26 protein-coding genes are annotated in these 25482 nt (G+C 60.6%); 16 read left to right on the top strand and 10 right to left on the bottom strand.

Annotation, left to right across the window (positions count from 1 at the left end; all coding sequences use genetic code 11):
- Positions 1-6: 6 nt before the first annotated feature.
- Positions 7-690, bottom strand: a complete 684-nt coding sequence (locus RFA01S_RS23325; protein ID WP_032406426.1) for a class I SAM-dependent methyltransferase — start codon at positions 688-690, stop codon at positions 7-9.
- A gap of 1044 nt (positions 691-1734) precedes the next feature.
- Between RFA01S_RS23325 and RFA01S_RS23335 the strand changes: the two genes are divergently transcribed.
- The 4 genes from RFA01S_RS23335 to RFA01S_RS23350 all read left to right on the top strand — a co-directional run bounded on the left by RFA01S_RS23335 (position 1735) and on the right by RFA01S_RS23350 (position 6456).
- Positions 1735-3315 (top strand): hypothetical protein, encoded by a 1581-nt coding sequence (locus RFA01S_RS23335; protein ID WP_139278525.1) that lies wholly within the window; start codon positions 1735-1737, stop codon positions 3313-3315.
- Between the two features lie 100 nt (positions 3316-3415).
- Positions 3416-3904: a hypothetical protein gene (locus tag RFA01S_RS23340; protein WP_032406428.1), complete on the top strand. Its 489-nt coding sequence runs from the start codon at positions 3416-3418 to the stop codon at positions 3902-3904.
- Between the two features lie 438 nt (positions 3905-4342).
- Positions 4343-5113, top strand: a complete 771-nt coding sequence (locus RFA01S_RS23345; RefSeq protein ID WP_032406388.1) for a ParA family protein — start codon at positions 4343-4345, stop codon at positions 5111-5113.
- A gap of 440 nt (positions 5114-5553) precedes the next feature.
- A complete protein-coding gene (locus RFA01S_RS23350) occupies positions 5554-6456 on the top strand; it encodes a DUF2637 domain-containing protein (RefSeq protein ID WP_052060478.1) in 903 nt (300 codons plus the stop codon).
- Positions 6457-7501: 1045 nt separating this feature from the next.
- Here the strand turns inward: RFA01S_RS23350 and RFA01S_RS23360 are convergent.
- Positions 7502-7783: a hypothetical protein gene (locus RFA01S_RS23360; RefSeq protein ID WP_052060479.1), complete on the bottom strand. Its 282-nt coding sequence runs from the start codon at positions 7781-7783 to the stop codon at positions 7502-7504.
- A 200-nt stretch (positions 7784-7983) separates the two neighbouring features.
- Between RFA01S_RS23360 and RFA01S_RS23365 the strand changes: the two genes are divergently transcribed.
- The 4 genes from RFA01S_RS23365 to RFA01S_RS23380 all read left to right on the top strand — a co-directional run bounded on the left by RFA01S_RS23365 (position 7984) and on the right by RFA01S_RS23380 (position 14420).
- Positions 7984-9180, top strand: a complete 1197-nt coding sequence (locus RFA01S_RS23365; protein ID WP_032406390.1) for a TRAFAC clade GTPase domain-containing protein — start codon at positions 7984-7986, stop codon at positions 9178-9180.
- Positions 9177-9536: a hypothetical protein gene (locus RFA01S_RS23370; RefSeq protein ID WP_052060480.1), complete on the top strand. Its 360-nt coding sequence runs from the start codon at positions 9177-9179 to the stop codon at positions 9534-9536. Before RFA01S_RS23365 ends, RFA01S_RS23370 begins: the two co-directional genes overlap by 4 nt.
- A gap of 316 nt (positions 9537-9852) precedes the next feature.
- On the top strand, positions 9853-11871 hold the full coding sequence (locus RFA01S_RS23375) for a site-specific DNA-methyltransferase (protein WP_032406391.1): 2019 nt from the start codon (positions 9853-9855) through the stop codon (positions 11869-11871).
- Positions 11868-14420, top strand: coding sequence for a DEAD/DEAH box helicase (locus RFA01S_RS23380; RefSeq protein WP_032406392.1), 2553 nt, complete (start codon positions 11868-11870; stop codon positions 14418-14420). The genes RFA01S_RS23375 and RFA01S_RS23380 overlap by 4 nt, the downstream gene beginning before the upstream one ends.
- Positions 14421-14544: 124 nt before the next feature.
- Here the strand turns inward: RFA01S_RS23380 and RFA01S_RS23385 are convergent, their stop codons facing one another.
- Positions 14545-15093, bottom strand: a complete 549-nt coding sequence (locus RFA01S_RS23385) for a recombinase family protein (protein WP_032406393.1) — start codon at positions 15091-15093, stop codon at positions 14545-14547.
- 217 nt (positions 15094-15310) lie between these two features.
- Here RFA01S_RS23385 and RFA01S_RS23390 point away from each other — a divergent pair, with 217 nt between their 5' ends.
- A complete protein-coding gene (locus RFA01S_RS23390) occupies positions 15311-15823 on the top strand; it encodes a recombinase family protein (RefSeq protein ID WP_238325047.1) in 513 nt (170 codons plus the stop codon).
- Between the two features lie 101 nt (positions 15824-15924).
- Here RFA01S_RS23390 and rho read toward each other — a convergent pair whose 3' ends face one another.
- A complete protein-coding gene (gene rho / locus RFA01S_RS23395; protein ID WP_162182870.1) occupies positions 15925-17550 on the bottom strand; it encodes a transcription termination factor Rho in 1626 nt (541 codons plus the stop codon).
- 588 nt (positions 17551-18138) lie between these two features.
- Here rho and RFA01S_RS27920 point away from each other — a divergent pair.
- Both RFA01S_RS27920 and RFA01S_RS23400 read left to right on the top strand, forming a co-directional pair.
- Positions 18139-18303 (top strand): hypothetical protein, encoded by a 165-nt coding sequence (locus tag RFA01S_RS27920; protein WP_155290477.1) that lies wholly within the window; start codon positions 18139-18141, stop codon positions 18301-18303.
- Positions 18304-18323: 20 nt separating this feature from the next.
- Positions 18324-18539, top strand: a complete 216-nt coding sequence (locus RFA01S_RS23400) for a hypothetical protein (protein WP_032406394.1) — start codon at positions 18324-18326, stop codon at positions 18537-18539.
- A 182-nt stretch (positions 18540-18721) separates the two neighbouring features.
- On the opposite strand, the gene def is transcribed toward RFA01S_RS23400, so the two are convergent.
- A complete protein-coding gene (gene def, locus RFA01S_RS23405; RefSeq protein WP_072692221.1) occupies positions 18722-19288 on the bottom strand; it encodes a peptide deformylase in 567 nt (188 codons plus the stop codon).
- Positions 19289-19464: 176 nt separating this feature from the next.
- On the opposite strand from def, the gene RFA01S_RS23410 reads away from it, so the two are divergent.
- The 3 genes from RFA01S_RS23410 to RFA01S_RS23420 all read left to right on the top strand — a co-directional run bounded on the left by RFA01S_RS23410 (position 19465) and on the right by RFA01S_RS23420 (position 21194).
- Positions 19465-19689, top strand: coding sequence for a hypothetical protein (locus tag RFA01S_RS23410; protein ID WP_032406395.1), 225 nt, complete (start codon positions 19465-19467; stop codon positions 19687-19689).
- A gap of 125 nt (positions 19690-19814) precedes the next feature.
- A complete protein-coding gene (locus RFA01S_RS23415; protein ID WP_032406396.1) occupies positions 19815-20744 on the top strand; it encodes a coiled-coil domain-containing protein in 930 nt (309 codons plus the stop codon).
- A gap of 237 nt (positions 20745-20981) precedes the next feature.
- Positions 20982-21194 (top strand): hypothetical protein, encoded by a 213-nt coding sequence (locus RFA01S_RS23420; RefSeq protein WP_139278526.1) that lies wholly within the window; start codon positions 20982-20984, stop codon positions 21192-21194.
- Here the strand turns inward: RFA01S_RS23420 and RFA01S_RS23425 are convergent.
- From RFA01S_RS23425 to RFA01S_RS23435, 3 genes are read right to left on the bottom strand one after another with little or no spacing between them, the layout of a single operon-like run.
- Entirely contained in the window at positions 21184-21522 is a 339-nt protein-coding gene (locus RFA01S_RS23425; protein WP_032406398.1) for a hypothetical protein, read from the bottom strand. The two genes, RFA01S_RS23420 and RFA01S_RS23425, sit on opposite strands and share 11 nt — an antisense overlap.
- A 30-nt stretch (positions 21523-21552) precedes the next feature.
- Positions 21553-21756: a hypothetical protein gene (locus RFA01S_RS23430; protein WP_139278527.1), complete on the bottom strand. Its 204-nt coding sequence runs from the start codon at positions 21754-21756 to the stop codon at positions 21553-21555.
- Between the two features lie 15 nt (positions 21757-21771).
- Positions 21772-22713 (bottom strand): hypothetical protein, encoded by a 942-nt coding sequence (locus tag RFA01S_RS23435; RefSeq protein WP_072692222.1) that lies wholly within the window; start codon positions 22711-22713, stop codon positions 21772-21774.
- 193 nt (positions 22714-22906) lie between these two features.
- On the opposite strand from RFA01S_RS23435, the gene RFA01S_RS23440 reads away from it, so the two are divergent.
- Positions 22907-23113 carry a hypothetical protein gene (locus RFA01S_RS23440; RefSeq protein ID WP_139278528.1) on the top strand — a complete coding sequence of 69 codons (207 nt, stop codon included), beginning with the start codon at positions 22907-22909 and terminating at the stop codon, positions 23111-23113.
- A gap of 20 nt (positions 23114-23133) precedes the next feature.
- Here the strand turns inward: RFA01S_RS23440 and RFA01S_RS23445 are convergent, their stop codons facing one another.
- The gene (locus tag RFA01S_RS23445) at positions 23134-23640 is read right to left on the bottom strand and encodes a hypothetical protein (RefSeq protein WP_032406434.1); all 507 of its coding nucleotides are present in this window, start codon (positions 23638-23640) and stop codon (positions 23134-23136) included.
- Positions 23641-23768: 128 nt separating this feature from the next.
- A complete protein-coding gene (locus RFA01S_RS23450) occupies positions 23769-24314 on the bottom strand; it encodes a hypothetical protein (protein ID WP_032406402.1) in 546 nt (181 codons plus the stop codon).
- Between the two features lie 273 nt (positions 24315-24587).
- Here RFA01S_RS23450 and RFA01S_RS23455 point away from each other — a divergent pair.
- Positions 24588-25482, top strand: an 895-nt coding sequence (locus tag RFA01S_RS23455) for a hypothetical protein (protein WP_139278529.1), incomplete at its 3' end; no start/stop codon positions are given.

The raw sequence follows: 25482 nt of genomic DNA on the forward strand, positions 1-25482 counted from the left end.
CTCGCCTCATTCGCCTCGGTTTTCACGCTCCAGGCCGCGTGGATCCCTGGCGACAAACAGCGCTACGTTCCCCACCATGTTGACCTCTACCTGCTTGAATCGGATGTCGAGCGCTTTTTCCAAGCCCGGCAGATCGTCGTGCCAATTTCCGAACGCACCGATCTTGTTGTACGCCGTCATCAGTGCCTTGCCGAATAGGGTGTACCGCTGGTCAACTCCGATCACGGTCGATCCGAACAGCACGCCCTGAGGCTTCAGTAGGGCAGCGAGGTTATCGAACGCCGCATCTTTGGTCGACCAATCGCCTGGTAGGCAGTGCAACACATAGTTGATCGAAATTGAGTCGAACTTTCCGATGGTGTCGTCGAACGGTTCGAGCACATCGTGCTCGATCGACGTTGTGGGGATATGAAGTCGAGATGATGTGTGCTGGAGTGAATTCGGACTGAGATCAGTGAGTGTGAGATCGACGTCCTGGGGTAGCTGCGCGTTGGCGAGTAGCCAGCCTGAGCCGGGGCCGACCTCAAGGTGTCGCTGCCCGATGCGTCCGTTATACAGGTCAAGGAAATTCTGTCGGTTGCAGCGCCAGGCGTAGCTGTTCGATAGTCGCATGACCCAGAGGTCGTACACATTCAAGAACAGATTGCTGCTGTATGGAGCCGCCCCTGCTTGGGTCGAGTCAGATGTCATCGAGCCGATGTTCCTTTCGGAGTGTGTGAGCCATTCCCCCGCGTGGCTACCACGCGGTCTAAGAGTCTGCCTCATCTGTTTGCTTGTTCGCTTAGGCGGATCGGCCCAGGAGTTGAGGCGGAGTGCTACGGCTAGCGCTCTTCCATCGGGCCACTGGGGCGTAAGTGAATTGCTCTTGCAAGCCAATGCCCGAATCTTGTTACAGCTTCACGGCGTGTCAAACCGCCGCTGGGCGCAATCTGTTACAGAATCCGGGGATGGATTGGCGTCCGGGAAAGGTGTCAGCGATGGCCATGCAGAGCAAGGGGTCGAGGCGTATGTACGCAACTCGCATCCCTGTGGAGGTTGGTGACCTGATCGAACGGCGAGCACTTGAGGCGGGCTGCACGTCTACGTCGCAGTACCTTGCGGATCTGCTCGCAGTGGTTCACGGACGCCCCGACCTGGTACGCGAACTGAACCAAGAGGTGATGCCCCTAACCGCATAGCAAGGACAAAATGAGGCGGGTTTGAGGACGGTTAGCCTCTGCCCCCATTTGCACATCAAGTGCAGACCGAAAAAATCGAGCCCCCGACTGGCAGGTCGAGGGCCCGAGGTGAAACGGAGAGCCAATCTTCGTTCCGGTACTGCATTCCCCTGGAAGGGACAGACTATTGCTGGTCTTGTCTCAGGGTACCTCGCGCCCTGATGAAGGTTCAAGAACTGATGCTCGTGTCGGGTCGACGATGTCGACGCCCGACCACATTTGGAGACGACTGTCTCCATTAATGACCGCGCGTCGGTCCATGCGGGTGTGGAGTGCCGCTAGCGGCAAGTTCGATACGTCGCGGAGTCTGACGAAGCACCTACCGTCCGTGCCGGCCGCGCTGCCGATCTATGCGCGCGGCCGCACGAGCCTGCTAGCGCTGGACTTCGACGCAAAACACCACACGCCAGAGCAAGTCGACGTTGATGTCGAACGTGCCTTGGGATGGCTCCACGAATGCGGCGCGCGCACCGTCACCGACCGCTCTACGAGCGGTGGCCGCCACGTCCTGGTGCCCATGGCCACCGACATCCCTCTGCGCGTCGACGACATTAAAATTGTGATGCAGCTGCTCACTGCCCGCCTGGTCACCCTGGACGCCACTCCGATGCTCAACGCGGACTGGGGATGCATCACTCCCCCTGGCTCACCCTGTCGAGAGGGTGGCTACCGACTCCTCGACGGCACTCTCGACGCCGCGATCGACGCCTTCACCGTTCGGTCCGATCGCGGCGTCGTCGCACGACTGATCGCTCTGCTGGGCGGTGCAACCACTCCTCGACATCGAACTCCCACTGCGGCTGTCGCCGCCTCCCTGACCCAGGACGAGCGCCTCGTCGGTGTCGGACGCGATCGACGCCTGGACCCGCGTTTCCACCGCAACACGCCCGTGCCAGAGGCCGTCGCGACGTACGCGGCCACCGGCAAGTTCACCAGAGCCCACAAAGCCCTCTGGGAATCCCCGTCGGAAGCACGCCAGTCCGTCATCAGCCACGCAGTCCTTCGTGGTGCCAGCGCTGCGGACATCGAGAAAGCGATCGCCACCACGAAGTGGGCCGGGCTACGTCGCGCCTACATCGACAAGTACGGAACCCATTCGGTCGCAGCATTGCAACGAGACGTGGACAAAGCCCTGAGCTGGGCGGCGACGATCGTGCGGCCACTCCACGAACTCACGCACAAGAACAGATACACAGGGGGGGATGGTTCCTTCCTGAAAGATCGAGTTCGTAGACAGTGGCTTGCGCACGCGAAGCTGTGGATCGACGCAGAATTTCTCGGTACCCGCCAACGACCGGTCTTACTCGCAGTAGTCCAGGCTCTCGCATACACGTCCGCTTTGGCCGGCGAACTGGTCGAGGGAGTGCCGGTAGTCGCAGTTGGCGGTCGAAGCCTCTCGCACGCAGCGGGACTGATGTCGGAATCGACCGTGTGGAGTGCGCTCAGATTGCTCCGAGAGACCCCAGGCTCTCCCCTGCTGCTGGTTGCACGCGGTGCAGGTCGAGAGGCGGATCGCTACGCCTTGACCACAGCAGCGACGACGAACGGGCCTAGACGGTCGGATATCGACCGAGCACGGGTTGAACCGATACACCCGGCCTGGAGTGTGTTGGGCCTTCGCGGCCGAGCACTGTACGAGCTGGTCGAGGCCGGGCTCGCCACCAACGTCGACGACACATTCGCTGCCGCCAAGCTCAGGCCCTCCAACGGGTACGCAATCCTCGCGGATCTGATGACCGCCGGGCTCATCGAACGGGATAGCGCAAAGCTGACCCTAGGACGCCGCACGCTGGACGACGTAGCGGCCGCTCACGGACTAGGAACCATCGCGGCCGACCGTATCGTTCGTCACCGAGCTGAAAGGCTTCTGTGGCAGGTCTGGCTTGAGCGACGTTTCGAGCCGCAAACGGGGCTCACTGCCAACGTGGGCGCAAAAAGCAGCTGGTTGCCAGCGATGTATCCCGCTCCCCCACTCGGCGACGACGTCGAGGAGCTCTGGGCAGCCAGGATGTCAGCGGGCCCACCCAGAAGAGACCCGGAACTGGAAGCGATCGAGCTTGTTAGCGACCAACTAGGTGCCGTGATCGTGGCAGGGTGAACGCCGTACGTCGGAGGTAGATCTCCGACGCATTTGAGGCGTCTCACCAGGGCGCATACAACGAGATTCGATATAGCGAGCCTCTCGATACCATCTGCCTATGGGCTATTACCGAGACGCTACGGAAGAAGAAATCGCACGCGGAGAAGCTACGAGCTGGAGCTTGCGCACTCCTGACGACGCCAAGGATCTGCCTATCGACGAGCGCTTCCGCCGAACAAGCGAGGCGGACATGCGGTACGACCACAAAGTGTGGGTGTCTGAGCCGAGCGACGATTGGCTAACAGCCGTGCAACTGGTCAGTGAGAACGGGTACAGACCCGAAGCGCTCACAGGCCTCTTCGGCCCCGCGACTAATGGCCCGGATGGGATACGAGGCTGGCTGGCAGTGCACGTCGACCACATCGAAGAAACCGTGATCAATCGGGCTGTCGAGTTGCTCAAAACGAGTCTGTTCAATTCCCGCCTCGAAGATCTGTTCCCCGTTGTCGCCGGCCCCGAAGACTGGCCATCAGAAGCAGAGGCCACGGACATGATCGCCGGCCTCGCAGCAAGCAACGAGAACTCTGACGGTGAGGCGGGCGTGTAAATGACCCATTCAAACGCGCCGCGGAGTTCAGTGCGGTTGGCCGTAGTGGCGGAAGAGCGGGGGGGGGGGGGGGCACGAGGATCCGGTTATGCCGAAGTGCAAAGGAGGGTTCGCGTGTCAAGCCCTCGGTTGTTGTTCTAGTTGGTTTGGGCGTCCCCGACCCAATGACCAGGAACTTCGTGGTTGCGATGTTCATGCAAGCATTAATTAATTAATGCTTGCATGAACTAGTGCGTTCTGTCTTTAGGTCTTGCACTCACGCACGCAATCACGCACGCACGCAATCACGCACTCATGCACGCATGCGTTAAGTAGTTAGTTATCTAGTGAGTGACTGAACGCGTGAGTTAGATAACTAGTGAGTGAACGAACGCGTGAGTTAGATAACTAGTGAGTGAACGAACGCGTGAGTGAGTGAGTTAGTGCTAGCATGAGTTCATGAAGGTAATCATGGTGTATAGCGAGGCCGGGGGCGTCACGAAAACCACCACAGCTGTATCGCTGGCGATGGTTTCGGCGGCGGCTGGAAATTCCACCACCTTGATAGATCTGGACCCTAGAGGTGCTGCCACCAAGTGGGTCGGCAGTTATCCAGACGAATCCTGGAAGCATGTGGGAGCGATCCTTGCGGACTCGAATCCGGAGGGGTGGGCTGATGACCTGGCAATTCCCACCGAGTGGTCCGAACGTCTGCGAATTCTTCCTTCAGCGCGGTCCCTCTCGAATCGCGAAAAGGACTACGAAGACCATGCAGAGCTACGCCTCGCCGTGGCATTAGAGGGACACTCCTCGAATGTCGTAGTCATCGACTGCCCAAACCGGCAGGGTGGTCTTCTGACCCAGAACGCGCTGGCTGCTTCCACGCTTGTTGTCTATGCGGCCACGGCCAATCAAGACGGACTCGACGGGGTCGAGGGGGCGCGAGAGAGTGTCCAAAAGTTCCGAGCAAGCCGCGAGAAGATCGGGGCGACGGTCAACCTCCACGAAGCAGGGATTGTCGTCGGAGCTGTGAAGGACACGGTGATGACGAAGGTGTCCACCAAGGCGCTTGAGCTTCTACATGAAACAGGACTTCAGCTCAGCCCCATCATCCCGAACCGGACGATCGTTGACCAGTCGCGAATGACAGGGGAGTGGTACGGCAAGTTCGACAAGGGTTCCCCTGTGCTTGCCGCTTACCAGCAGGTATTTTCAAAAATCATTAATTAATGCATGCGTTCACGCATTCGTGAAAGGTAGCGACAGTGAGTAGCGAACCCGACCTGAGCATCCCACGCAGAGGGCCCCGTCCCGCCGCCGATGAAGCCGTTGACTCCGCTGAGGTCGCACGGGCAACGAAGATCCCGCCCCGACCGGTGGGGCGACCCCGCCGTCAGAGGGCCGAACCAGTCATTCAATTCTCGACGCGTTTGGGTATGAGCTACCGAGAAGCCATCGACTCGGTCATGGATGAAACCGGCGACACCATCCGCGAAATCATCGAGCACGCTCTCCTAGAGACCTACCCAGGCCACTTCAAGCAAAAGTCGTCGAAGCAGCGGTAAGACGGCGAGCTGAAACGCCCAGGCCTGACTACCACCTGCAGGGCCCCGGCAGTGCTGACACACCACCGGGGCCATCGGCCACAGACAACCAAGGAGCTGTGACCTATGAACCACCGTAACTCGCAAGCCGCCATCGAAGACCCTGGGAGCCCCTCTGAGGCACCTTCGGTCGAAATACACCCTGCTGTCATCGTGTGGGCGCTCGTAATCGGGCTTATAGTCGCTTTCGCGGTCACAGCATCAAGCTTCGCTCTCAGCTTCGTGACGCTTTATGACCTGGCAGCTATGGCAGGCGCGCGCGATTTGGCGTGGGTAATCCCCGTAGTGCTGGACGGCCCGATCCTCGCGGCCGGCATCTTCCGAATCGCGCTGTCTCAGCACTCCGACCGGCGAACCATCGTTGGTCGAAGATTCATTATCGCGGTCTTTGCCCTTACCGGCCTGGCCAGCATGGCGGGAAACGCGTACCACGCAGTGTTAACGGTGACAGATCTCGATGCCTCGGTTGCAGGGGCGATCGGAGCGCTTGCCCCCCTCATGGTGATGACGATGAGCGAGATGATCTCCATCGTCATCAGCGCGCCTCGGCTCCGCGCCTCGGGCCCACCCAACACCACCGCCCCCGATGTCGAGGTGCCGCCTAAGGCCGAGAGCGCGCAGACCAACGAAGCGACAGCCCAGCTCATCACTCTCTTCGACGAGCGTGGTGGCCTTGATGACGCTGTCTGGCTAACCGCCCACATGTATCAGAACCATCCAGACACTCAAGGCAACTTCGCCGCCGTCAGCAGGCACTTAGGCGTAACGGCTACGGCCGTGTCAAAGCGCTACGACAAGTGGGCGACGCTGATGAATGCGGTGACCGCAGCGAAAGCAGCGGAAGCCGAAGCTCGAAACTCGGCGGACCGCAACCAGGATCGCCTCAAACGCGACGCGGCGGATGATCCTTTAGTTTCCAGCCCAAGTTCCGACACTGCGGCTCCCGAGTATGCGGAGGCGACACGGTGACACAGCAACGAGCCCATTAAGACCCCGCGGCGCTGTGATCACCGCGCGGACGCCGATGAGTTTACCGACCGCGGTTACGCCGGCGCATCGATCAAAAACATCATCGCCAACTCATTCATCGAGCGAGCAAAACCACTTTCGCAGGACTCGCCTCGTAGAGGCGAGTTTCGGTTGCGCTCACCAATCACCCCCGAGCGACCGATCTGAAGAGGCGTCGGGCCCGCTGTGACCGAAACCCGCGGCGCAGCAGCTTCCTGCGGGTTTGGGTGTGCGTTTTGACCATCGTCATAACGGACGATCGAGAACGGCCTTCCAGGGCCGAGTCTGTCAGTTTCAGAAGTAGGCTGCACGATTTGCTGGGGTTTTACCCGTGATTGCAGTTGTCTTCTGACATTCTGAGTGCAGAAGTGAACTGCACAATCGGCACCACAGGTCGGGGTGTTCAAGGCTGTGGTGGGGGTGGGCGGCCGATGTGCGGACGGTCGATACGTCGACCAGAATCATCGGTATGACGGAAGAGCGGTCGGCAGAGACTTTTGTGGGGTTCGCGGTGCGCTGGGAACCCTATGGAGGTGCCGATGACGAAGACATCTTCGTGGCGTTCGGGATTTCGGGTGCGGAGTATCGGCGCCGGTTGTGGTGGGCCTTGAATCTGCCCAGTGGCCCAGACCTGGACGACGATGTCCGTGATCGACTCCGTGAGTACTCCCATGCGTACCACACGCCTACGCCATCGTCGGGCCGGTAGCGAAGTTCGCGATGCACTCAGTGGCGTGTGGAAATGGGGTGATCGCGACGTGAATCGACTTCCATCAGCGAGGGCGATCAACGCGAGGATCAGTAGTGTCGATGACGTTTGTCAGTGTCAGAAGTTGGCTGCACTTCGTGCTGACACCGGGTGTTGGCCTGGGGAACCCTTGGTGCGGTTTCGCAGCGCTCGCGTGATGTCGATGATCGTCATGGCCAACAGGGCTGGTATGGCAATGCTTAGTACGGCCGCGGACCCGATAGCCGAGGCGACCAGAATTGAGTAGATGTCCACCGGTCAGGTCTTGTCGCTGACGTCTGTCGGTGCTGTCGTCGATGGTTCGGATTTGTGGTGCTCGATGATGTCGGCGTCGTCGGCGAAGATCAGCGTTCCGTCCTCCGACGCGATGGCCCATCGATGGGGCATGGCCCGGTCTCGGCCGGCGGCAGGGACGGTCAGCAAGTAGTCGGCGAAGTCCTCGACTACGGTCCCGGTAGCGGTGCCGCCCTCTAGGCGTCGCACTTGGAGTGTGTCACCAATGGTGGGTGGTGTCGTTGTGATCTCTACCGGTTCGGTCATGATGGAATTGAAGCAGACGAATTTTCGTGGCTAATTATGCGTCTATCGATTCTCGAAGTCGTAGATGTACCCGAGACCGGTAGGTTACGGCCGAGAGGTGCAGCTCTGGGTACCGAAGGTGGCGGCACTGCGTGCACGTTTCACCTGCGGTCTCTTGTCGCAGCAGAGGCGCTCACGCCGTGTGTTGTACCTTCCCTGCCATGGCCAAATTTCCCAGGGTTCGAGAGCAACACATCGCTGTTTTCGGCGAGAGCGGTTCGGGCAAGACTGTTTTGCTGTCGTCGTTTTTCGGGCCTACCCAGGATGGGGGCTACGCGAACGATCTCTGGGACCTCGTTGCCGATGACATCGGCCAAGGGAATCGGCTCTACAGGAACTACCTCCGCATGCGGGATCTCGCGACGGCACCGAGACAAACCCAGTACAAGGCGACGACTCATTACTTCTCGGTCAAACTCAAAGGCGCAGACACCGACGCCGCCAAGAAGCGGCCCTTCGACGTCCTCCGACTCGCATGGCACGACTATCCAGGCGAATGGTTCGAGACCGAGCCCAGCAGCGCGATGGAGAGCGAGCGCCGCACCGACACCTTCCGTTCTCTACTTCGGTCCGACGTCGCCTTCCTGCTGGTCGACGGACAAAAATTACTCGACCACCGAGGCGACGAAGAGCTGTACCTGAAGTCGTTGATGTTCAGCTTTCGTCAGGGGCTCTTACGAATCAAGGGCGACTTGCTCGAGGACGGGCCCATCGTCGAGTTCCCTCGGGTGTGGATCCTGGCGCTCTCGAAAGCGGATCTGTTCCCGGACTGGGACGTCGACACTTTCCGCGATCTGATCATTCTCAATGCAGCAGCAGACATCGAACAGCTCCGATCGACTATCGCCGAACTCATCGACACCCCCGCCGCCCTGTCCATCGGGGAAGACTTCCTGCTGCTGTCCTCCGCCAAGTTCGAGCGCGAGTCCACTGGTTCACAGACGCTTAATATCGACATGACCCGGCGCATCGGTCTCGATCTCGTACTCCCGGTGGCGTCGATTCTGCCGCTTCAGCGCCGTGTGCAATGGCAGGAGAAGCACGACATTCCCGGCAAAGTGCTCGACTCGCTCGCCGACGGCGCAGAGTTGCTGGCAGCAGGTCTGACAGGTCAGAAATTCGCGTCGATCGAAAAGCTTCTGGCACTGGTCAACCCAGGTAAGGGCGGAAAGGCGAAAAAGATCGCCGCCGTCGCGCTGCCCATCCTGGCGGACGCGGCGCGGTTGGTGGGACCGAAACTCAGAGAGATGAATTCGCAGGCCCGCGCTCAGCACGATTACCTGCGAGCGACACTGACGCAGTTCAAGCTGGACCTCGAGCAGGGCGTCGACGACAAGGTGATCAGGAACCCGAAGTGAGCACCAGTTCCGGACCCTCGGACATCATCTGGTCCACTCGGGGCCGTAATTGGGGTTTTCGGTTTCTTCTCGACGCCGGACTCAGCGACCCACTCCCGGACTACGAACGCGCGTTCGACGACGCTGGAGACGCGCTGACTGCGTGGCACCGCCGAGATGGGCGTGTTGCGCTTCGCATCGAGGATCCTCTCGGGCGCCGAGACTCGGCTGGCCGTGTGATTCCCCACGAGTTCGTGATCTTCGGCGACCTCGCCCAGGTCGTCGGCTCCGTCGAGGACGGTCTTCGCCAGGTGTGGCCATTGGTAGCCGAGATATACGCGGCCATTTGGGACACCCCCACCGCGCCGGGTGGTTGACAGCGTGCACCGGATCCGTCGCGACGCCGACCTATCGAGCTGACATCCCACACCTTCACCGGCGCGCCCAGTAGGGACCGCGCACGTCCCCTAAGGCTTCGCTCAGGCTTGTTCGGTCGGTAGGCCGAAGTCCTCGGTCATATTCGACACTTCGAGCGACGATGGCGCACCCCGACGGCGGTCAGCGTTCGTCGCCACCTCACGGTGAACACGATAGGTTCGCACAGAGTTGACCTGGTGGACGATTAACAGGAGACCCGGCGATAAGCTCCGGCAATGGACCAGACCCCCGCAGGCGGCGCCGCCAAGAAGTGCCATGTCTGACGAATCCAACGTCCTCGACCAGCTCATCGCCCGCATTGATGACGACACCCTTCGAACCCGGCTTTCCTCCGAGGTCGAACTTCTCCGCGGGTCCCGCCGCTTCGGCCTTGTTTTCGACCGCCATCTGCCCGAGTCCGTTCGCCTTCCCGACCACCCCGTCCGAAAAGGGATCCGTGTCGCACTACGCGACGAAACGTCCCCCGAAACCTGGCTCGTCGACCACTTCACCGACCGAACCCGTGAGAGAGCAGTCCTCAGTGGAGACGGAGGTACGCGCCACGTTGCCGACCTTGTCGTTGTCCGAGAATTCGACGAGCCAATCTATCCAGGACTCCGTACTGTCGAACGGATCGAAAACGGGCCATCAGACGCGCCGTGGCACATCGTCATCAACGGCGAAAATTTCCACGCCCTCCAGGCCTTGCGGTCGACTCACCGCAACAAAGTCGACCTGATCTACATCGACCCTCCCTACAACACGGGGAATGATGGCTGGATCTACAACGACCGTTACGTCGACCAGAATGATCGGGCCAAATCCTCGAAATGGTTGTCGTTCATGGAACGGCGTCTGCTGATCGCCCGAGACCTCCTCAAGTCGACCGGGGTCATCATCGTGGCAATAGGTGACGAGGAGCACCACCGACTACGCATGCTGCTCGACCAAGTATTCGGAAGTGCAAATTTCATTTCGAACGTCGTATGGCAGGGCGGTCGTAAGAACGATTCCCGATATATCTCCAACGGGGCCGACTACATGTTCTTCTACGCCCGCGACTTGGAAGCGTTGAGCGCTGCTGGGACGCGGTGGCGCGAGGAGAAGGTAGGCGTTCACGCTGCCCTGCAGAAGGCTCAAAGCATCTGGGAGGCCAGCAGTGCCGACATCGACAACGCCAACACCGAATGGAAGCGTTGGCTTCGTGCCAAGAAAACAGGCGGGGAAATCACCGATTCGGTAGCGCGTTACGACCTACTCGACCCGGCAACAGGACGCCCCATCAACACTTACCAGGACATCACATGGCCTGGCGGTGGCGGTGGAACCTACCAGGTCAAACATCCTGTGACCGGTAAGCCGGTGAAGTCTCCCTCCAGAGGCTGGCTGTACAAGGACCCAGCGCGCATGGAGAGAGAAATTGCTGAAGGGCGCGTCTGGTTCGGAGACGACGAGTCGACAATTCCCCGCAAGATAACGTTTTTGGACGAAATGGATGAGCAGGTTGCCTTGTCTGTGTTTACGCAGGACCGCAAGGCGTCGAATACCCAGTTTCGGAACATTATTGGAGACCTGCGATTTCCGAACCCGAAGGATCGCGATGTCCTCATGCGATGGATCGGTCTCGTTGCACCCGCTGATGCTATTGTGCTGGATTTCTTCGGCGGCTCGGGAACAACCTGTGATGCTGTCATGGAATTGAATAGGCAGGACAACGGAACCCGACAGGCGATCTTGGTGACCAACAACGAGATCGGGGCCACCGAAGCGAAGAAACTACGCAAGGCTGGTCTTCATCCAGGCGATGATGAGTGGGAGTCGAAAGGCGTCTTCGAGCACGTTTGCAGGCCTCGTATCTCGACCGTTGTTTCCGGTCACCGCCCAGATGGCACCATTTATTCGCAGGGACTGCCTGCGAACGTGGAGATGTTCGACCTGACCTACCTCGATCCAGGCATGGTTCGCAGGGGCCGTGAGTTTGAGGCCGTCGCTCCTCTGATGTGGCTCGAAGCCGGCGCACGCGGCCCCCGGATTGATCGAATCCCCGACAAGGGTTGGGCGCTGACTGGCAGCTACGGCGTGTTGTTCGACGTCGACGTGCTGGTGGAGTTCGCTCGGGCAATCGCCAGCGAGTCTGTGACTGGGGCTTCGCCTACGGTTGTGTTTGTCATTACAGACTCCGAAGCCGAGTACCAGCGAGCCGTCGAGCGCCTCCCGGTTGGCGTCAACACCGTGCAACTCTATGAGGATTACCTGTCGAACTACACCATCAACATCGCTGGTGGCGCGCGGTGAAATTTACTCTGGAGCCCTACCAGAGCTCGGCGGTCGAATCCGTGCTCGCCAACCTCGCCAAAGCCCGTGCCGGATACCTCGACGATGGTGAACGCACTGCGGTGGGCCTGACCGCTCCCACCGGTGCCGGTAAGACCGTCATCGCCACGGCGGTGCTTGAGGGGATCTACAAAGGCACGTCGATCAGGGCTGCCAACCCCAACATGACGGTCTTGTGGATCACTGACGACCGAGCACTCAACGCCCAGACCATCGCAAAAATCACCCAGGCATCGGGAGGCGCGATCGACATCAACCGCATCCGCTTCATCGCTGAGGACGACCACCGCACCCTGCAACAAGGTCATATCTACTTTGTCCACATCCAGGCAATGCAGAAGAACTCGACGTTGCACGCTGTGCGCGCCGACGGCACTCCTAACGACAAACGAACCCACGGCGCATGGGACATGATCGCCAACACCGTCCGCGAACGTGGCGAGGACTTCCTTGTCATCTGGGACGAAGCGCACCGCGGCTCCGGCACCAAGAACACCGACCGCAAGTCGATCGCCGGAACCATTGTCGACGGTGGCACCACGAACATCGGCACCAACCAACCGCCCGCTCCAGTCGTACTGGGCATCTCAGCCACCCCCGATCGCTTCCTCGCCGCTATGAACGCCGCAAATCGGACACCGCGCTTGGTCGAAGTCAAAGCCGGCGACGTCCGTGAGTCTGGTCTTCTCAAAGACCGCATCCTGCTGCGAAGCCTGGGGGAGTCGCAGTCGGCTGACAACACGATGCTCGCCCTCGCCGTGGAGGATCTGAGGTCTTCCGATGCATCCTGGCGAAGCCACCACGAAGCCACCGGCGACCGGCTCGTCGAGCCGCTTCTGGTCGTTCAAGTCGAACAAGGGCTTTCGCCGGCGAAGGAAGAAGCAAGGCTCGCCGAAATCCTCGCAGTAATGGAATCGACATGGCCGAAGCTCTCCGACTACGCGATTGCTCACGCCTTCGGCGATCACGCCCAGTACAAGGTTGGTGACAAGACGATTCGTTACCTTCCTCCCGAGGCGATCTCCGGCGACGACCAGGCACGCGTGGTGCTGTTCAAATCGGCGTTGACCACCGGCTGGGACTGCCCGCGAGCAGAAGTGATGATTTCGTTCCAGAACAAGGACAGCTACACCGAGATCGCCCAGCTCATCGGCCGACTGGTCCGAACACCGCTGGCCAAGCGCATCGAGGGGGGCGACGAGCGACTGGGGGAGGTGGCGGCCTACCTGCCAGGGTTCCGAACCGAGCACGTGGCGCGAGTAGTGAACGCGCTGACCGAAGACGAGACTGTCGAGATCGACATCGTCATCGCCCCCGTCCTATGCGGGAGATCGACAGCTGTTCCCCCGGCGTTGTTCGACCTGCTGGACACGCTTCCCTCGTACACCAGACAGAGGACATCGTTCGGTTCCCGCACCGGGCAGTTGATGCGACTGGCCGCAACGCTCACGGAGCATGGTCTGATCGATCAAGGCTCGGCCAAGGCCAAGCGATGGATCGTCGATCAGATGCACGCGGCCGACAGTCAGCGAAGCAGCGAGATCGACGCCAAGGTCGACGACATCATGTCGCTGTCCATCAGTACGACGATGGTCTCCTACGGAGAATCAATCATGCAGAGTGTCGGTAAAACCGACACCCCAACTAATGAACGCGACCTTGAAGGTTACTTCCAGCGAGCCAAGCGTTTGCTCCCGGACGGATCCGCCAACTGGTATTTCAACGAGCTCTGCGACCGCGGCGAGGACGAAATCGATGCATCCGCGCGTCTGGTTGCGATGGCCGATCTTGGATTCGCATCCGTCGTGGAGAACCAGGCGACGCTTCTGATCACCGACTGGCGAAATCAACACGCTGCGAAGGTATCTGCCAAACCCCGCCATATCCGCGACCAGACAGAACCGCTCTGGCACCTCGGCTCGGAACCGATGCTCCCCACCACCGTCGAGACGCGCGATACTTATCCGGCCGCTACAGAGAAGATTCGTGGTAACACCGTCGAGTCCATCGAAACATACCCGGCGCACCTTTTCGTCATCCCAGACGGCAAGCCCCACGCCGGCCGCTTTCCTGTCGACACGTCCCGGTCGTCGTGGGAAGCGGAGGTGCTCGATGCCGAACTAGCAGTCGAGACTCTCGTCGGGTGGTATCGCAACCCCTCGTCAGGTCGGCACGCGCTCGCAGTTCCTTATGAATTCGGGGACAAGCACCAACTGATGCACCCCGATTTCCTGTTCTGGCACGACGACGGTGATGGAGAGTACGTCATGGACATCGTCGATCCGCACAGGTTTGATCTCGCTGATACTTCGTCGAAGTGGTCGACGCTCGCGCGTTATGCCCATGAACATCCAGATCGAGTCCGCCGCTGTCTCGCCGTCGCCGAGGTGAGTGGGGCGCTACGAGCGTTGGACCTCACAGCAGCCGGAATTGAGGCGCGGATTGCCGCAGCGACCAACCAGAACCTTATCGAGGCCCTGTTCGCCGCAGAAGGAATGGCCTATCCCTGAGACCCGGATCGTTGGCAACCAGGGGAGGCTAGCAACTACTTTGTTGGTCTACGTGACTGAGTCCGACATCCCTGTCACCTTGGCAATTCGGGACACGGTTTGGGGGTTCCCGTTGCTACGCGCGCTATTTCAGGTACCGGTATAGCGTCGATCGGGATACGCCCACGACGTCTCGGATATCGGCCAGTGACATGCCGCCGGCACGCATTCGCCGGGCCTGCTTGATCTTCGCCTCCGACATCGATCGCGGTCGGCCACCCGTTCGGCCCTGCGCCCGCGCGGCCGCCAGCCCGAGCTGCGTGCGCTCGCGGATGAGGTTGCGCTCGAACTCCGCCAGGGCACCGAAAATCGAGTAGATCAACTTGCCGCCCGAGGTGGTTGTGTCGATCGACTCCGTCAGCGACCGAAACCCCACACCATCGGAGTCGAGATCTTCGACCGTCTGTAGAAGGTGGGGGAGTGATCGCCCGAGACGGTCGAGCCGCCACACCACCAGAGTGTCCCCGGACCGCAGATGCGAGAACAGGTCCGACAACTCCGGCCGTGACGTCGTCGCGCCGCTCGCCGTCTCCACCCACACTCGCGAACACCCCGCAGCGCTGAGAGCGTCCCTCTGCGCATCGGCGCTCTGCTCGGTCGTCGACACCCTCGCGTACCCCAAAAGTTCACCCACAACGATCAAGTGTGTCAGAACTCGTCATATAGACACATTGCGTTCGGCAGGTTTTGGACATGAGTTTTGACACATACATTGCTCGTCGACCCTGTGTCAATAGCTCGATGTGTCTAAAACGATGGTTAAAGACACGTAGTCATAAGTGAGCGCCTAGGTTCGGACGATCGGGCAGTCAAAGCACCAAAGGAGCAATCTAGCGTTTTCGCTAGATTACTTGAGAGGTGTCAAGTGCAGCGCACTTCTGAACTCGTGCACTCGTCTTCTGAAACTGACAAACGCCATCAACGCCAGCCGCGAAGGTGACGAATTCTGCGTCAGCAAACTCGACCGACTCTCCCGATCGGCCGGCGACCTCCACGAAACCGTGAACCGACTGGTCGCCAGGGGAGTGGCATTGTCGATCGACGGGAAGGTCTACGACCCGTCGGACCCCATGGGCAAGATGTTCATCGGAATGCTCGGTCTGATGGCCGAATTCGAATCCGACCTCATCCGAGCCCGCACCCGCGACGCCATCGCCGCAGCCGCCGCGGCCGGCAAGATAAAAGGACGGCCCCACACACTCACACCAGAAGAGCGCGCATACCTACTTCAGGTGTATGAGACACGGCAGTTCAAGATCGAAACGCTCTGCAAGAACACCGGATTGAAACGATCCGCCCTCTACAACAACCTCACCCTCGCGCGGGACGAGCGAGACGCTCTGGCTGTCGCGAGAGGTGAGTAGTGCAGTCCACTTCTGAAACAGTGCAGCCGTATTCTGAAACTGACACCTAGAATCCGAGGTGCAGGACGACTGACAATCTGGGATTTAGGCCGTTCTAGAATCTATTGTTTCAGTACTTGCATCAAAAATTCAGCGTTGTTACGGGTCTTCTTCAACTGTCCAATCAACAGGTCAATTGCTTGCTGGGAATCGAGCCCGCTAAGGACGTGTCGCAACTTGTATACTATTGGCGCTTCGTCCGGGGCTAGGATCAGCTCATCTTTTCGGGTACTAGATGGGGAGACGTCGACGGCAGGAAAAACGCGGCGTTCGGCGATTTTCCGGTCCAGTTTCAGTTCTGCATTGCTGGTGCCCTTGAATTCCTCGAATATCACCGTGTCGCCGGTCGAGCCAGTCTCTACCAGGCATGTTGCAACGATGGTAAGTGACCCGCCATTCTCGATGTTCCGGGCGGCACCGAGGAATCGCTTCGGTGGGTATAGCGCTGCTGAGTCGATTCCACCGGACAAGATTCGGCCCGAGCCTGACGACGCATTATTGTAGGCACGGCCCAGTCTGGTAATCGAATCTAGCAGCACAACGACATCCTTACCATCTTCGACCAACCGTTTTGCGCGTTCGATAGCGAGCTCAGCGACCAACACATGGTCGGAAGGCGGCCGGTCGAAGGTTGACGAAATAATCTCTCCTTTCACCGATCTCTGCATATCGGTGACTTCTTCAGGCCGTTCGTCGATCAGCACAACCATCAAATAGCACTCGGGGTTGTTGGTAGAGATTGCATTAGCTATGTCCTGCAGAACCGTTGTTTTACCCGCTTTTGGAGGAGACTGGATCAGTGCACGTTGGCCTTTCCCGATCGGCATGATCAGATCGATTACTCGCGTGGTCAAGCGATCGGACGTTGTCTCGAGACGCAGTCTTTCATTCGGATAGAGTGGCGTTAGTCGGCCGAATTCAGGACGGCGTTTGGCGGCTTCGACGCCACCTCCATTTACGGTGTCCAGCTCAACTAACGAATTAAACTTCTGCCGCTGGTTTCGTTGTTCGGTCTCATGAACAATCCGAACCTTCCCAGTAATCGCATCACCCCGGCGAAGACCGTTCTTGCGAACCATGTTCATAGCGACGTAGACGTCGTCCGGGCCCGACATATAACTGGACGTGCGCAAAAAGGCGTAGTTGTCAAGGACATCGAGGATACCCGCGACGGGCTGCAAAACAGCATCATCATTGGAGTATCGATTGTCCTGTGGATCGCTGTCCTGTTGTTGATCGATTTCGCGTGGTCGTCGTCGGTTGCGTCCTCTTCCGCGACCATCACTGCGTGCGCCGTTACGATTTCGTCGGTTGTTCTTTCCGTCACCGTTCCGTCCCGTAGTCCGGTCGTCTGGTGTGTCATCCGCATCGGGTTCGGGCTGAGGATTGTTTGACCGTGGCTGACTCCCGTTTGGCTCTGCAATCTCTTCTGTCGATTTAGTTGTTGATTGCGAGACCTTTAGCGCTGTCGTCGCGTCGGCTCTATCAACAAACTCAGAGGTATTCGCATTCATCAGATCGGAAATCAATTGTACTAATTCAGGTTTCCGCATGCCTGATACGCCTTTAACGCCCATATCTGACGCAACCGACTTCAATTCTGGAAGCTTCATTGATGACAAGTCCTTGGGCGGCCAGTCGGCACCCGAGTCGGAACTCGACATTATTATAATGTCCGTGTTCGTCATAAGAAAATCCTTTCGATTCCAGTCTTGTTCCAGTGAATAAGGATAGTTCGGAAGATGTGAACTTTGCGAGATCGCGGTTTTTGCGCCTGATTATCTAGACGTATATTGGCGAGAAGAGAATCGGAGACAATCCGCGATGTCGGACATTGATCTTTGCTGGTGAACATTCGAGCTTGTGCCAGCGTTACGTCGTGAAGGACGATTTGTTACCCTGAACGCTACACGATACGGTCGGTGCGTTGGGATTGAGACCGACAGTACGCGAGGGTTCGTCAGATATCAAGTCTGATGCTCTTCAGCCGGAGTTTCCCTCGATGGTGGACGACTCCAGGAGGGTTCTCCTTTGTCCTTGGGGTGGCACGCGGACGTGAATATCGTTAGGTGGCGTTCTGCAGTTCGCCCGCAGAGCGAAATCTATTGGGCTGCTGCGATAATGACGAGTTGGTTCTGCGTGACCGCCTTAGCCTTGGGCGAGCAATCTGACACCCAAGAAGCGAGACAAGGTCCTGACACGACAACCAACGGTTGCAGGGAGATTGTTCGCTGGGTGCCTGGGACATCGGGTCCGCAGTCGGCATAGACGTTCGCATGGAACCCGATCTTGCTGCGCGGTCGTTCTCCCTCGCGCGCTTGATCGTGATTCGTTCCCCGACCACCTTCGGCCCCAAACTGACACCGCCTCCAGGTGCGGACAAACAGGCTCGTCTGTTGTCGTTCCCGCCGCAGCGAGCACAGGACATGGTCGCAGCCTGACGGCCGCTACTGTCGCCTCCATGGCGGATATCGCAAGCTACGACGTGTACACACTCGAACTGGGGCCGTTCGAGACCCTCTCCGAGTTGCACGCAGTTCTGTCCAACCACACCGCAACCTTCGCGACGATCAACTGCGAAAGATCAGGGCAAGAAGTCGTCTCGATCTCCCACTCGATCCTTCACATCGAGGGCAAGTTCTACGTGTCCGCGGTGACAACGACCAGCAGCCGATAGCCCTCGGTTTCGGAACAGCGAAGCGTCACCGCCGAAAGTTTTCGACAGTTGGGTGAGGTCCGGCGCGCGGGCGCGACGTCGCGGGCGCTCCGCTAGCGCCAGTGCAGTCGGATTGGATGCGGCGCAGTTGACCGAGAAATCAGCTTCCCAAATTCAGGGCGGTATAATTGCGGTGCAGCAGGTTATGTTGCTGGCCAGTTCACTGCGTAGTGAGTGGAAACCGCCTCGTGGTCGCGATAGAGCTGCTTGCGTCTACGTGTCGAAAGTCTGTCGCCGAATACTGTGCCGTTGATGTGGTCGGTCTCATGCTGAAAGCAGCGTCCGAGAGTGCCACCGGCGATCAGCTGAAGCGGATCACCGTACTGGTCCTGGCCGCGGCAGGTGGAGAATTCGGGCCTGGCGAGATCGCTATACGCACCGGGCAGTGATAGACATCCTTCCCCGAACTCGATGAGCCGCCGACTATTTCCCTCCGGTAGTTCGACGATTGGGTTGCAGACAACACCCGTCTGCCGTCGCCCCGTTTCGTCATTGCAGTCGTATATGAATACCGCCAGATCGACCCCGATCTGCTGGGCTGCAAGACCGGCACCATCAGCAGCAGCGTTGGTCGCGAACATATCGGCTAGTAATCCCTGAAGCCCCGAGCCGAAATCGGTTATCGGACGGGCTGGAGTGTGCAGAACTGGAGCACCCCAACGGATTATCGGCCGTGCAGTACCGAGACGAATGAGCTCAGAAACAGGCATGGCACCTACTATCCCACGTTGGCGTCTGACCGGGGGCCGATGCGTGCGACCTTGCATACGCGCGCCAACGCGCCTTTCCCGCGAACGTTTCTGCAGTTACGTGTTGCGAAGTTGATAGAAGCACTCAGCCTGTCAGTCCAGGACGTCTCATCCGAACCTTTGGAAGGTGTCCAGTCATGAACAACAACGAACTGCTCAACGATCACCAGATCATCACCGATCTCATCGGCACAGCCGCTCAGCTCCCCGCCGAAGATCCGCGCGCGGCCCGCTGGGCCACCGAAGCGCTCGCGCTCGCCAGCGCAGCAGAGCTGCCCATCCTCATCGAGGAAGCCGAGGAGTGCTCGGACGCATCGAGCACGACACCACCTGCCGATGGTGCGCAGGGCAGCCGGGAGTAGACATCCCGGGCGGGTCTTTCCGGTGCACCCACTGAGCACCAGGACCTCTTTTTGTTTCCAATTTCGTTACCGCAACGTAATGAAATGAAACGTAACGATATGAAACGAAATGGTAGAGTTCAGTCATGACCGCAGCTGAGCCGCCCCGCAAGCCAGGCCGACCCCGCATCCACGCCACCCCCGCCGATCGGGTGCGCGCGCACCGCGCCAAAGCCGCGCAGAAAGCAGGCACCGCGGCTGAGTCCGTCGGCGTCGACGAGGCCGACACCGCGACCCCGGAACTCGCCGTTGCGTCCCTCGCTGCCGTTCTGCCGGCACTGCACGCACAGTTCGGGCAGCTCGATGACCTTGTCCAACGAGTCCAGACTGCGATCGGCACCGTCTCGGACCCCAAAGCTCTCGATCAGCGTCTCGAGCTGATGCGCGCCGAAACCGCCCGCACCGTCTCCGCCGCCGAAGAACGTGCTGCCGCCGCCGAAGCAGCCGCGCACGCCGCGACCGTCCGCGCCGACGCCCTCGACGCCGAAAACGACGAGCTCCGCGCCGACGCCGCCGACGCATGGGAGCAGACCGATGCAGCAGAAAACGCCGCCGAGCAGGCCCGCATCCAGGTCGAGGAGCAGAAGGCCGCGCACCGCGCCGAACTCGACGAGCTCGACGCACGCCAACGCGCCGAAATCAGTGCCCTGCAGGACACTCACGACACCATTGTGGCCTCGCTCAACACCAGTCACCGCGAATCGATCGACCGCTACGACGAGAAGGATCGCCGCCGCGAGGACGAGCTGGTCGAGCTGCGCGCCGAAGCGAAAAGGTTGCGTGCCGATCTCGCCGCCGAACGCACCGCACGCCAGGATGACAACCGCACCAGCGCAGCAACACTCACCCAGCAGCGCACCGACGCCACCAAACGTGAAGCCGAGCTGCGCCGCGACTACACCGAACGCATCGACGAACAGAAGACGATCGCCGCCGATCTGCGCGAAGAGATCTCGTTGCAGCGCGCCGAACTCGATCGTCTCCGTGGCCTCGAGGAAGACCGCCGCCACAACTGAAAGGCCGGGTCAGGTGCGGTCATGCCGGGGAGTGGGCGTCCCACTGCGCTACCTCGCAGCCTCCGGCGTTGCCCCATATGGGTCACCAAAGGGGGTCGTACGAGGACGCCGAGTCTGACACGCCGGGGACCCCCGTCCAGTAAAACCACGGTCGCAGGCTCCCAAGACGTGGTTTGACAGTCCACCCTCGTCATGTCCGATCGCTACGTCTCATCCGAACCTCGAAAGGATCTCGCCATGCTTCCAGATCGGCTCTCCGCCATCGCCTCCGCTGCCCTGAATCGCGGCGCAACGAGCGCCACCCACAACCTGGGCGGACTGCACGCGGACGTGCACCACGCCACGATGTGCGGGCAGTGGGTCACAGCCGAGCAGCTCGACACCCGCACCTGGGAATGCCTACTCGGCAAGCACCGCACCGACGAAGCTATCGAACCTCTCAAGCTCTAGGCCGGACGGCTCCGCCCACACCGGGCGGGGCCCAACCCGTCCCATCTGGTCGGGGGTCCGGACCCTCGTCCAGCTCATTCACACGAATGACTGTTGCCGGAACCAACCCGAGAAGGTTCAGCGGGGCGTCGACCGTGAAGTTCGGATCTGACAGTCCGTTAATGATCGAGAGCAAGTCGGCGAACCGCGCCGCGTTGGTCGGGCGGACGTTGGCGTGCATCATCTCGAACGCGTCCACCGCTTCGGGGGAACACAGTTCAGTGAGGATCGCCAGCTCCAGACTGTCGATCTCCGACAGCGCGGTGGTGGAGGATTCGGGTGAACTCATGGTGTGTGTCCTTCGGTGAGGTGAGACAGGTCAGAGGGGTAGTCCGGGGGTGAGGGGCAGGGAGGTGACGATGGCACCGACGAGGCACCCACATGCGATCGTCGCCAGGCGTCTGTTGGTGCGGTCCTCCCAATAGGCCTCGGCCACGAACACCTTGCGTAGCAATCCAGCAGCCCACGCGAGAAACGCGACCACAACCAGTAGTAAGAACACCCAGCGTAGGGCTGTCGTCAACAGGTCCATCATCGGTCAGCGTCCGAGATCGTGTGCAACGCGCGGCTGCGGGGATTGCACCGGTGGCGTCGCTTCACGTGGGTGACTCGGTCGGCGATTGAGCACAGCCCGCAAGGAGGGCGTCGCCATCGACGGCGTCGAGGGCTGGCCGGCAACTGACACGTTTGACTGACCCTGCGCCGCGGGGTCGTCTATCGGCGCGATGTCCGCGCGTGGCTCGAACGACTGCGTTCGCTTCTGCAGATCGCCCAGCTCGCCACTGAGCGCGGCGACATGGTCGCGATCACGCACGGTATCGAGAGTGGCGATGTTCGCCCGAAGAGAGGCGATGCGATGACGCCGCTCGACCGCCTCACGCTCGTGCACCGTGATCGGTGCCGCATGGCTCACGGTCAGTTTCTGGCTCTCGGGATCCGCGGTGACCGAACCGCCGACCCGCTCGGCGATCGCGGAAGCAATGCGCTTCGCATCCGCTGTCGAATACACCCCGACCACCGTGCGCGAATCGGGAATCGGCCCCGGACGGGTCGACTGCACTCGGACCTCGCTCACGTCCGGCGCGGTAGGGGGAGCGTCGATCCGCGAGGGTGCGGAGTCGGCGAATCGAGCGATCACTTCGGCCACTGCGGGCGGGGCCGGCACTTGCGCCTTGCGCACACCCGCTGCGTACCCGGGTTCGCTACTGAGCACCACCGCCAATTCGTTGGGAGTCCCGGTGAACGGGAGCTCGGTGTGTGCGCCGTCGCTCGACCGAACATTGACCGCGGCGGCGATACGGTCGACCTCCCGGCCGGCGGACAGCATCGCGGCCTGACTGACCGCGAAGGACGACGCCGCTGTCCGCGACTGAAACTCGGCGCGCGCGAACACATGGCCGGGATCGTTGTGTTGATCGAGGGTCGCGACCTCGACGGTGATCAATTCGGAGTGGGTAGGACGATTTCGTGCAGAAGTCATGAGGAGTGATCCTTTTTCGTCGTGCGCGCGTGTTCTCCCGGAGACGGCACGCGCGGAGAAGTGCGGAAGTGTGTTGGTTCAGCCGGCGTCGACACGCCGGCTGCAACCGAGCGCGGCGGAACTTGTCGGTGGCCTGGTGTCTACTGGCCGCCACACGGGGTGACCCCCCAGAACGAGAAGCGAGGTGATGATCGTGGTGATCGCGATAGTGGCCGGCATCGTCATCGTCGTTGCGGTTTTGCGCGCCGGCGTCACCGACGACGGCGGCTGGCGATTCGCGCCGGTACGCGCAACGGGCATGGTGTTCGGAATGGGCTTCCGAATCGTGGCCGTGGTGGCCGGCATCCTGTTCGCGATGGCAGTTGCCGTCGTGGCCAGTGCGTTCAGCAGCCCGCTGTGACTTCTCGCCCGGCCACAGTGTCAGAACAGCGTGGGAGTACCGCTCTCCAATAGAGCTGCCTGCACCGCTGCGTCGTCCCAACCCTGGCGTACCGCCGCACGCAACCGGCGCGAGCGCGCAGCACGTGCGGCTCGATCCGGCCCGTACCAAAGCCCCGGTTGGCGACGTCCACCGCCGCGACCTTTCGCGGCCATGTCGCGCAGATTCTGCGACTGGTTCCCGTCGACCACGTGAAGAGGCTGTTGCTGCGCCTCGTCCAGCGTCACTCGTACACAGATCGGGTTGTCGCACATGTGCAATGCGTTCACCGACTCGTCGATCGCCCCACCGAGCGCGATCGCCAATGCGTAGCGATGCGGGCGAACCACCCGCGGTTGTCCACCGCGGGAGACCCAGAATCTGCCGTACCCGTCGTCGGCAATGGCCCCGATCCAGATCGCACACGAGGACCGATGCGGCCCGTGCACCACGTAGCTGCGAAACCGAGCTCGCTCGTCGGCATCGCCTACTGCTAACGGTTTCGGCACCGACTCCCCACCCACCTAACGGTTCCCGGCCGGTCGGCCTGTCGTGAACACGACGGCCGCTGTGCGCCAACGACTTCTCGCCGCGAACACGGCCCGCTGTCGAGGATCTCATCGACCCGTCTCCCGCGCTATCCGGTGTGCGCCAGTGACTGTACGTCGGGAGCGTTGTCAGCGTGGACGTGTTCGTTCTGCGTCTGATGTTCCGGCGGAACGGCCGTCGCCGCCGGCCCGGTGGAGCTTCGCTCACCGGTGTTGGTCGAAGACGCATCTTCGCTCGCGTTCAGGCTGATCCGCGGGCGCTTCGTCGTGGAGCCCGTACCGCGTTTGCGTGACTCCGACGACTTACCTCCGGAGGCAGCTGCGATGACCGACGTCGGCACGGTGAGGCCGATGTCGCGGAGTTCGGCTGCAGTCCACCCGCCCGTCAGCGCTTCTTTCATGGCGGCGTGAACGGCCTTCTTGCTGGCCTCGACCGATTTCGTTGCTGCGCGTTTGGTGGCTTCGGCGGCTTTGATCGCGGCGTCGGCTTCGGCTCGTTGCTTGGCGGCGTTCTCCTCGGCGGTGCCGACTGCTTGCTGGGCGGTGACGATGGCTTCGGCCAAGGCGACACGTCCACGAACGGCAGCCTCAGCTGCGGCGTAGATGGCGTCTGTGTTGATGGGGGTGGCACTCATGAGTTGCGGGCCTTTCAAGTCGCCCGAACCGTCGGCAACATCAGCGCGACGAGTTCGGTGGGTACACGAATTGGCGCTTGAAGGATCGACCCGCAACGGCATCCTCAGCGGGTGTCAGTCTACCCGGTCATAGCCGCACACACACGGATCGAAGGTCGGCCTTCCCTCCGCGATCGAGGACAACGGAACGCTGCACTGGTATGCCGGGGTGAGCGACGGAGGGTAGCTACTCTCGCGGTTGCACCGTTGTTCGAGATCGGAAGGCCCCTTTAGATGACGCGCACGGATGAGACGTGGTTCCGCCTCCGAGAGTGGACGCAAGGCCAGACTCCATCAGAGCGCCTCGCGGCGCACGTCCTCGATGCGGAGGGATACGAGAACATCGACCCCTCACACCCCCTCGGCGGCAAGGACGGCGGCAAAGACGCCGTCGCCACCAAGGACGGAAAGAGCTGGGTCATGGGTGTGTACTTCCCCAGGGGCCAGCAGACGTTCACCACGATCAAGAACAAGTTCACCGACGATCTGACTGGCGCAAAGACGCACTCACCGCATGGCTTCGTCTTCGTAACCAATCAGGAGCTGACCTTGGGTGAACGAGCGAACCTGGTAGATCTCGGAGACGGAACCGAGATCGAGCTCTACCACCTCGAGCGAACCACGGGTGTCATCGATCGACCCAAAATGGCGCAGATCCGCAAGCAGTATCTCGACATCGAAGCCGGCCCACCTCCCATCGACGTATCACTGTTCATCGACGGCGCTGCCCGCTACTTTTCCAACGGCGAGGCTGCGAGAGAGCACCTCACCTCCGCGATCAGTGACGATGAGCGGAAGCAATTCGCCGAGGCCGAGGCAGCATCACGAGAGGCGTCACCGTTCGGTGTCCCGCCGCACATCTCGAGTCTGTTGGGAATCGGGTACGACCCACAGCCGCGAACGAGAGCGGACCTCGACGCACGTCTTGCCCAGTGGTCTGAGGAAGTGCGAGAAGGCTGGGTTGACAGCGAGCAGTACCTGGCCGCAATTACGTGGCCGGGATTGCGACTGCGGCTCCGAAACATCGAACAGGTCTTTCTCAACGACGTTCAGGTCATCATCACAATCAAAGGCGCGCAAGGTCTCGACTGGGAGGAGCGCGACACCTTCGGGTTCGACGAGTTCATTC

The organism is Rhodococcoides fascians NBRC 12155 = LMG 3623 (genome assembly GCF_001894785.1).
GTDB classification, from domain to species: domain Bacteria; phylum Actinomycetota; class Actinomycetes; order Mycobacteriales; family Mycobacteriaceae; genus Rhodococcoides; species Rhodococcoides fascians.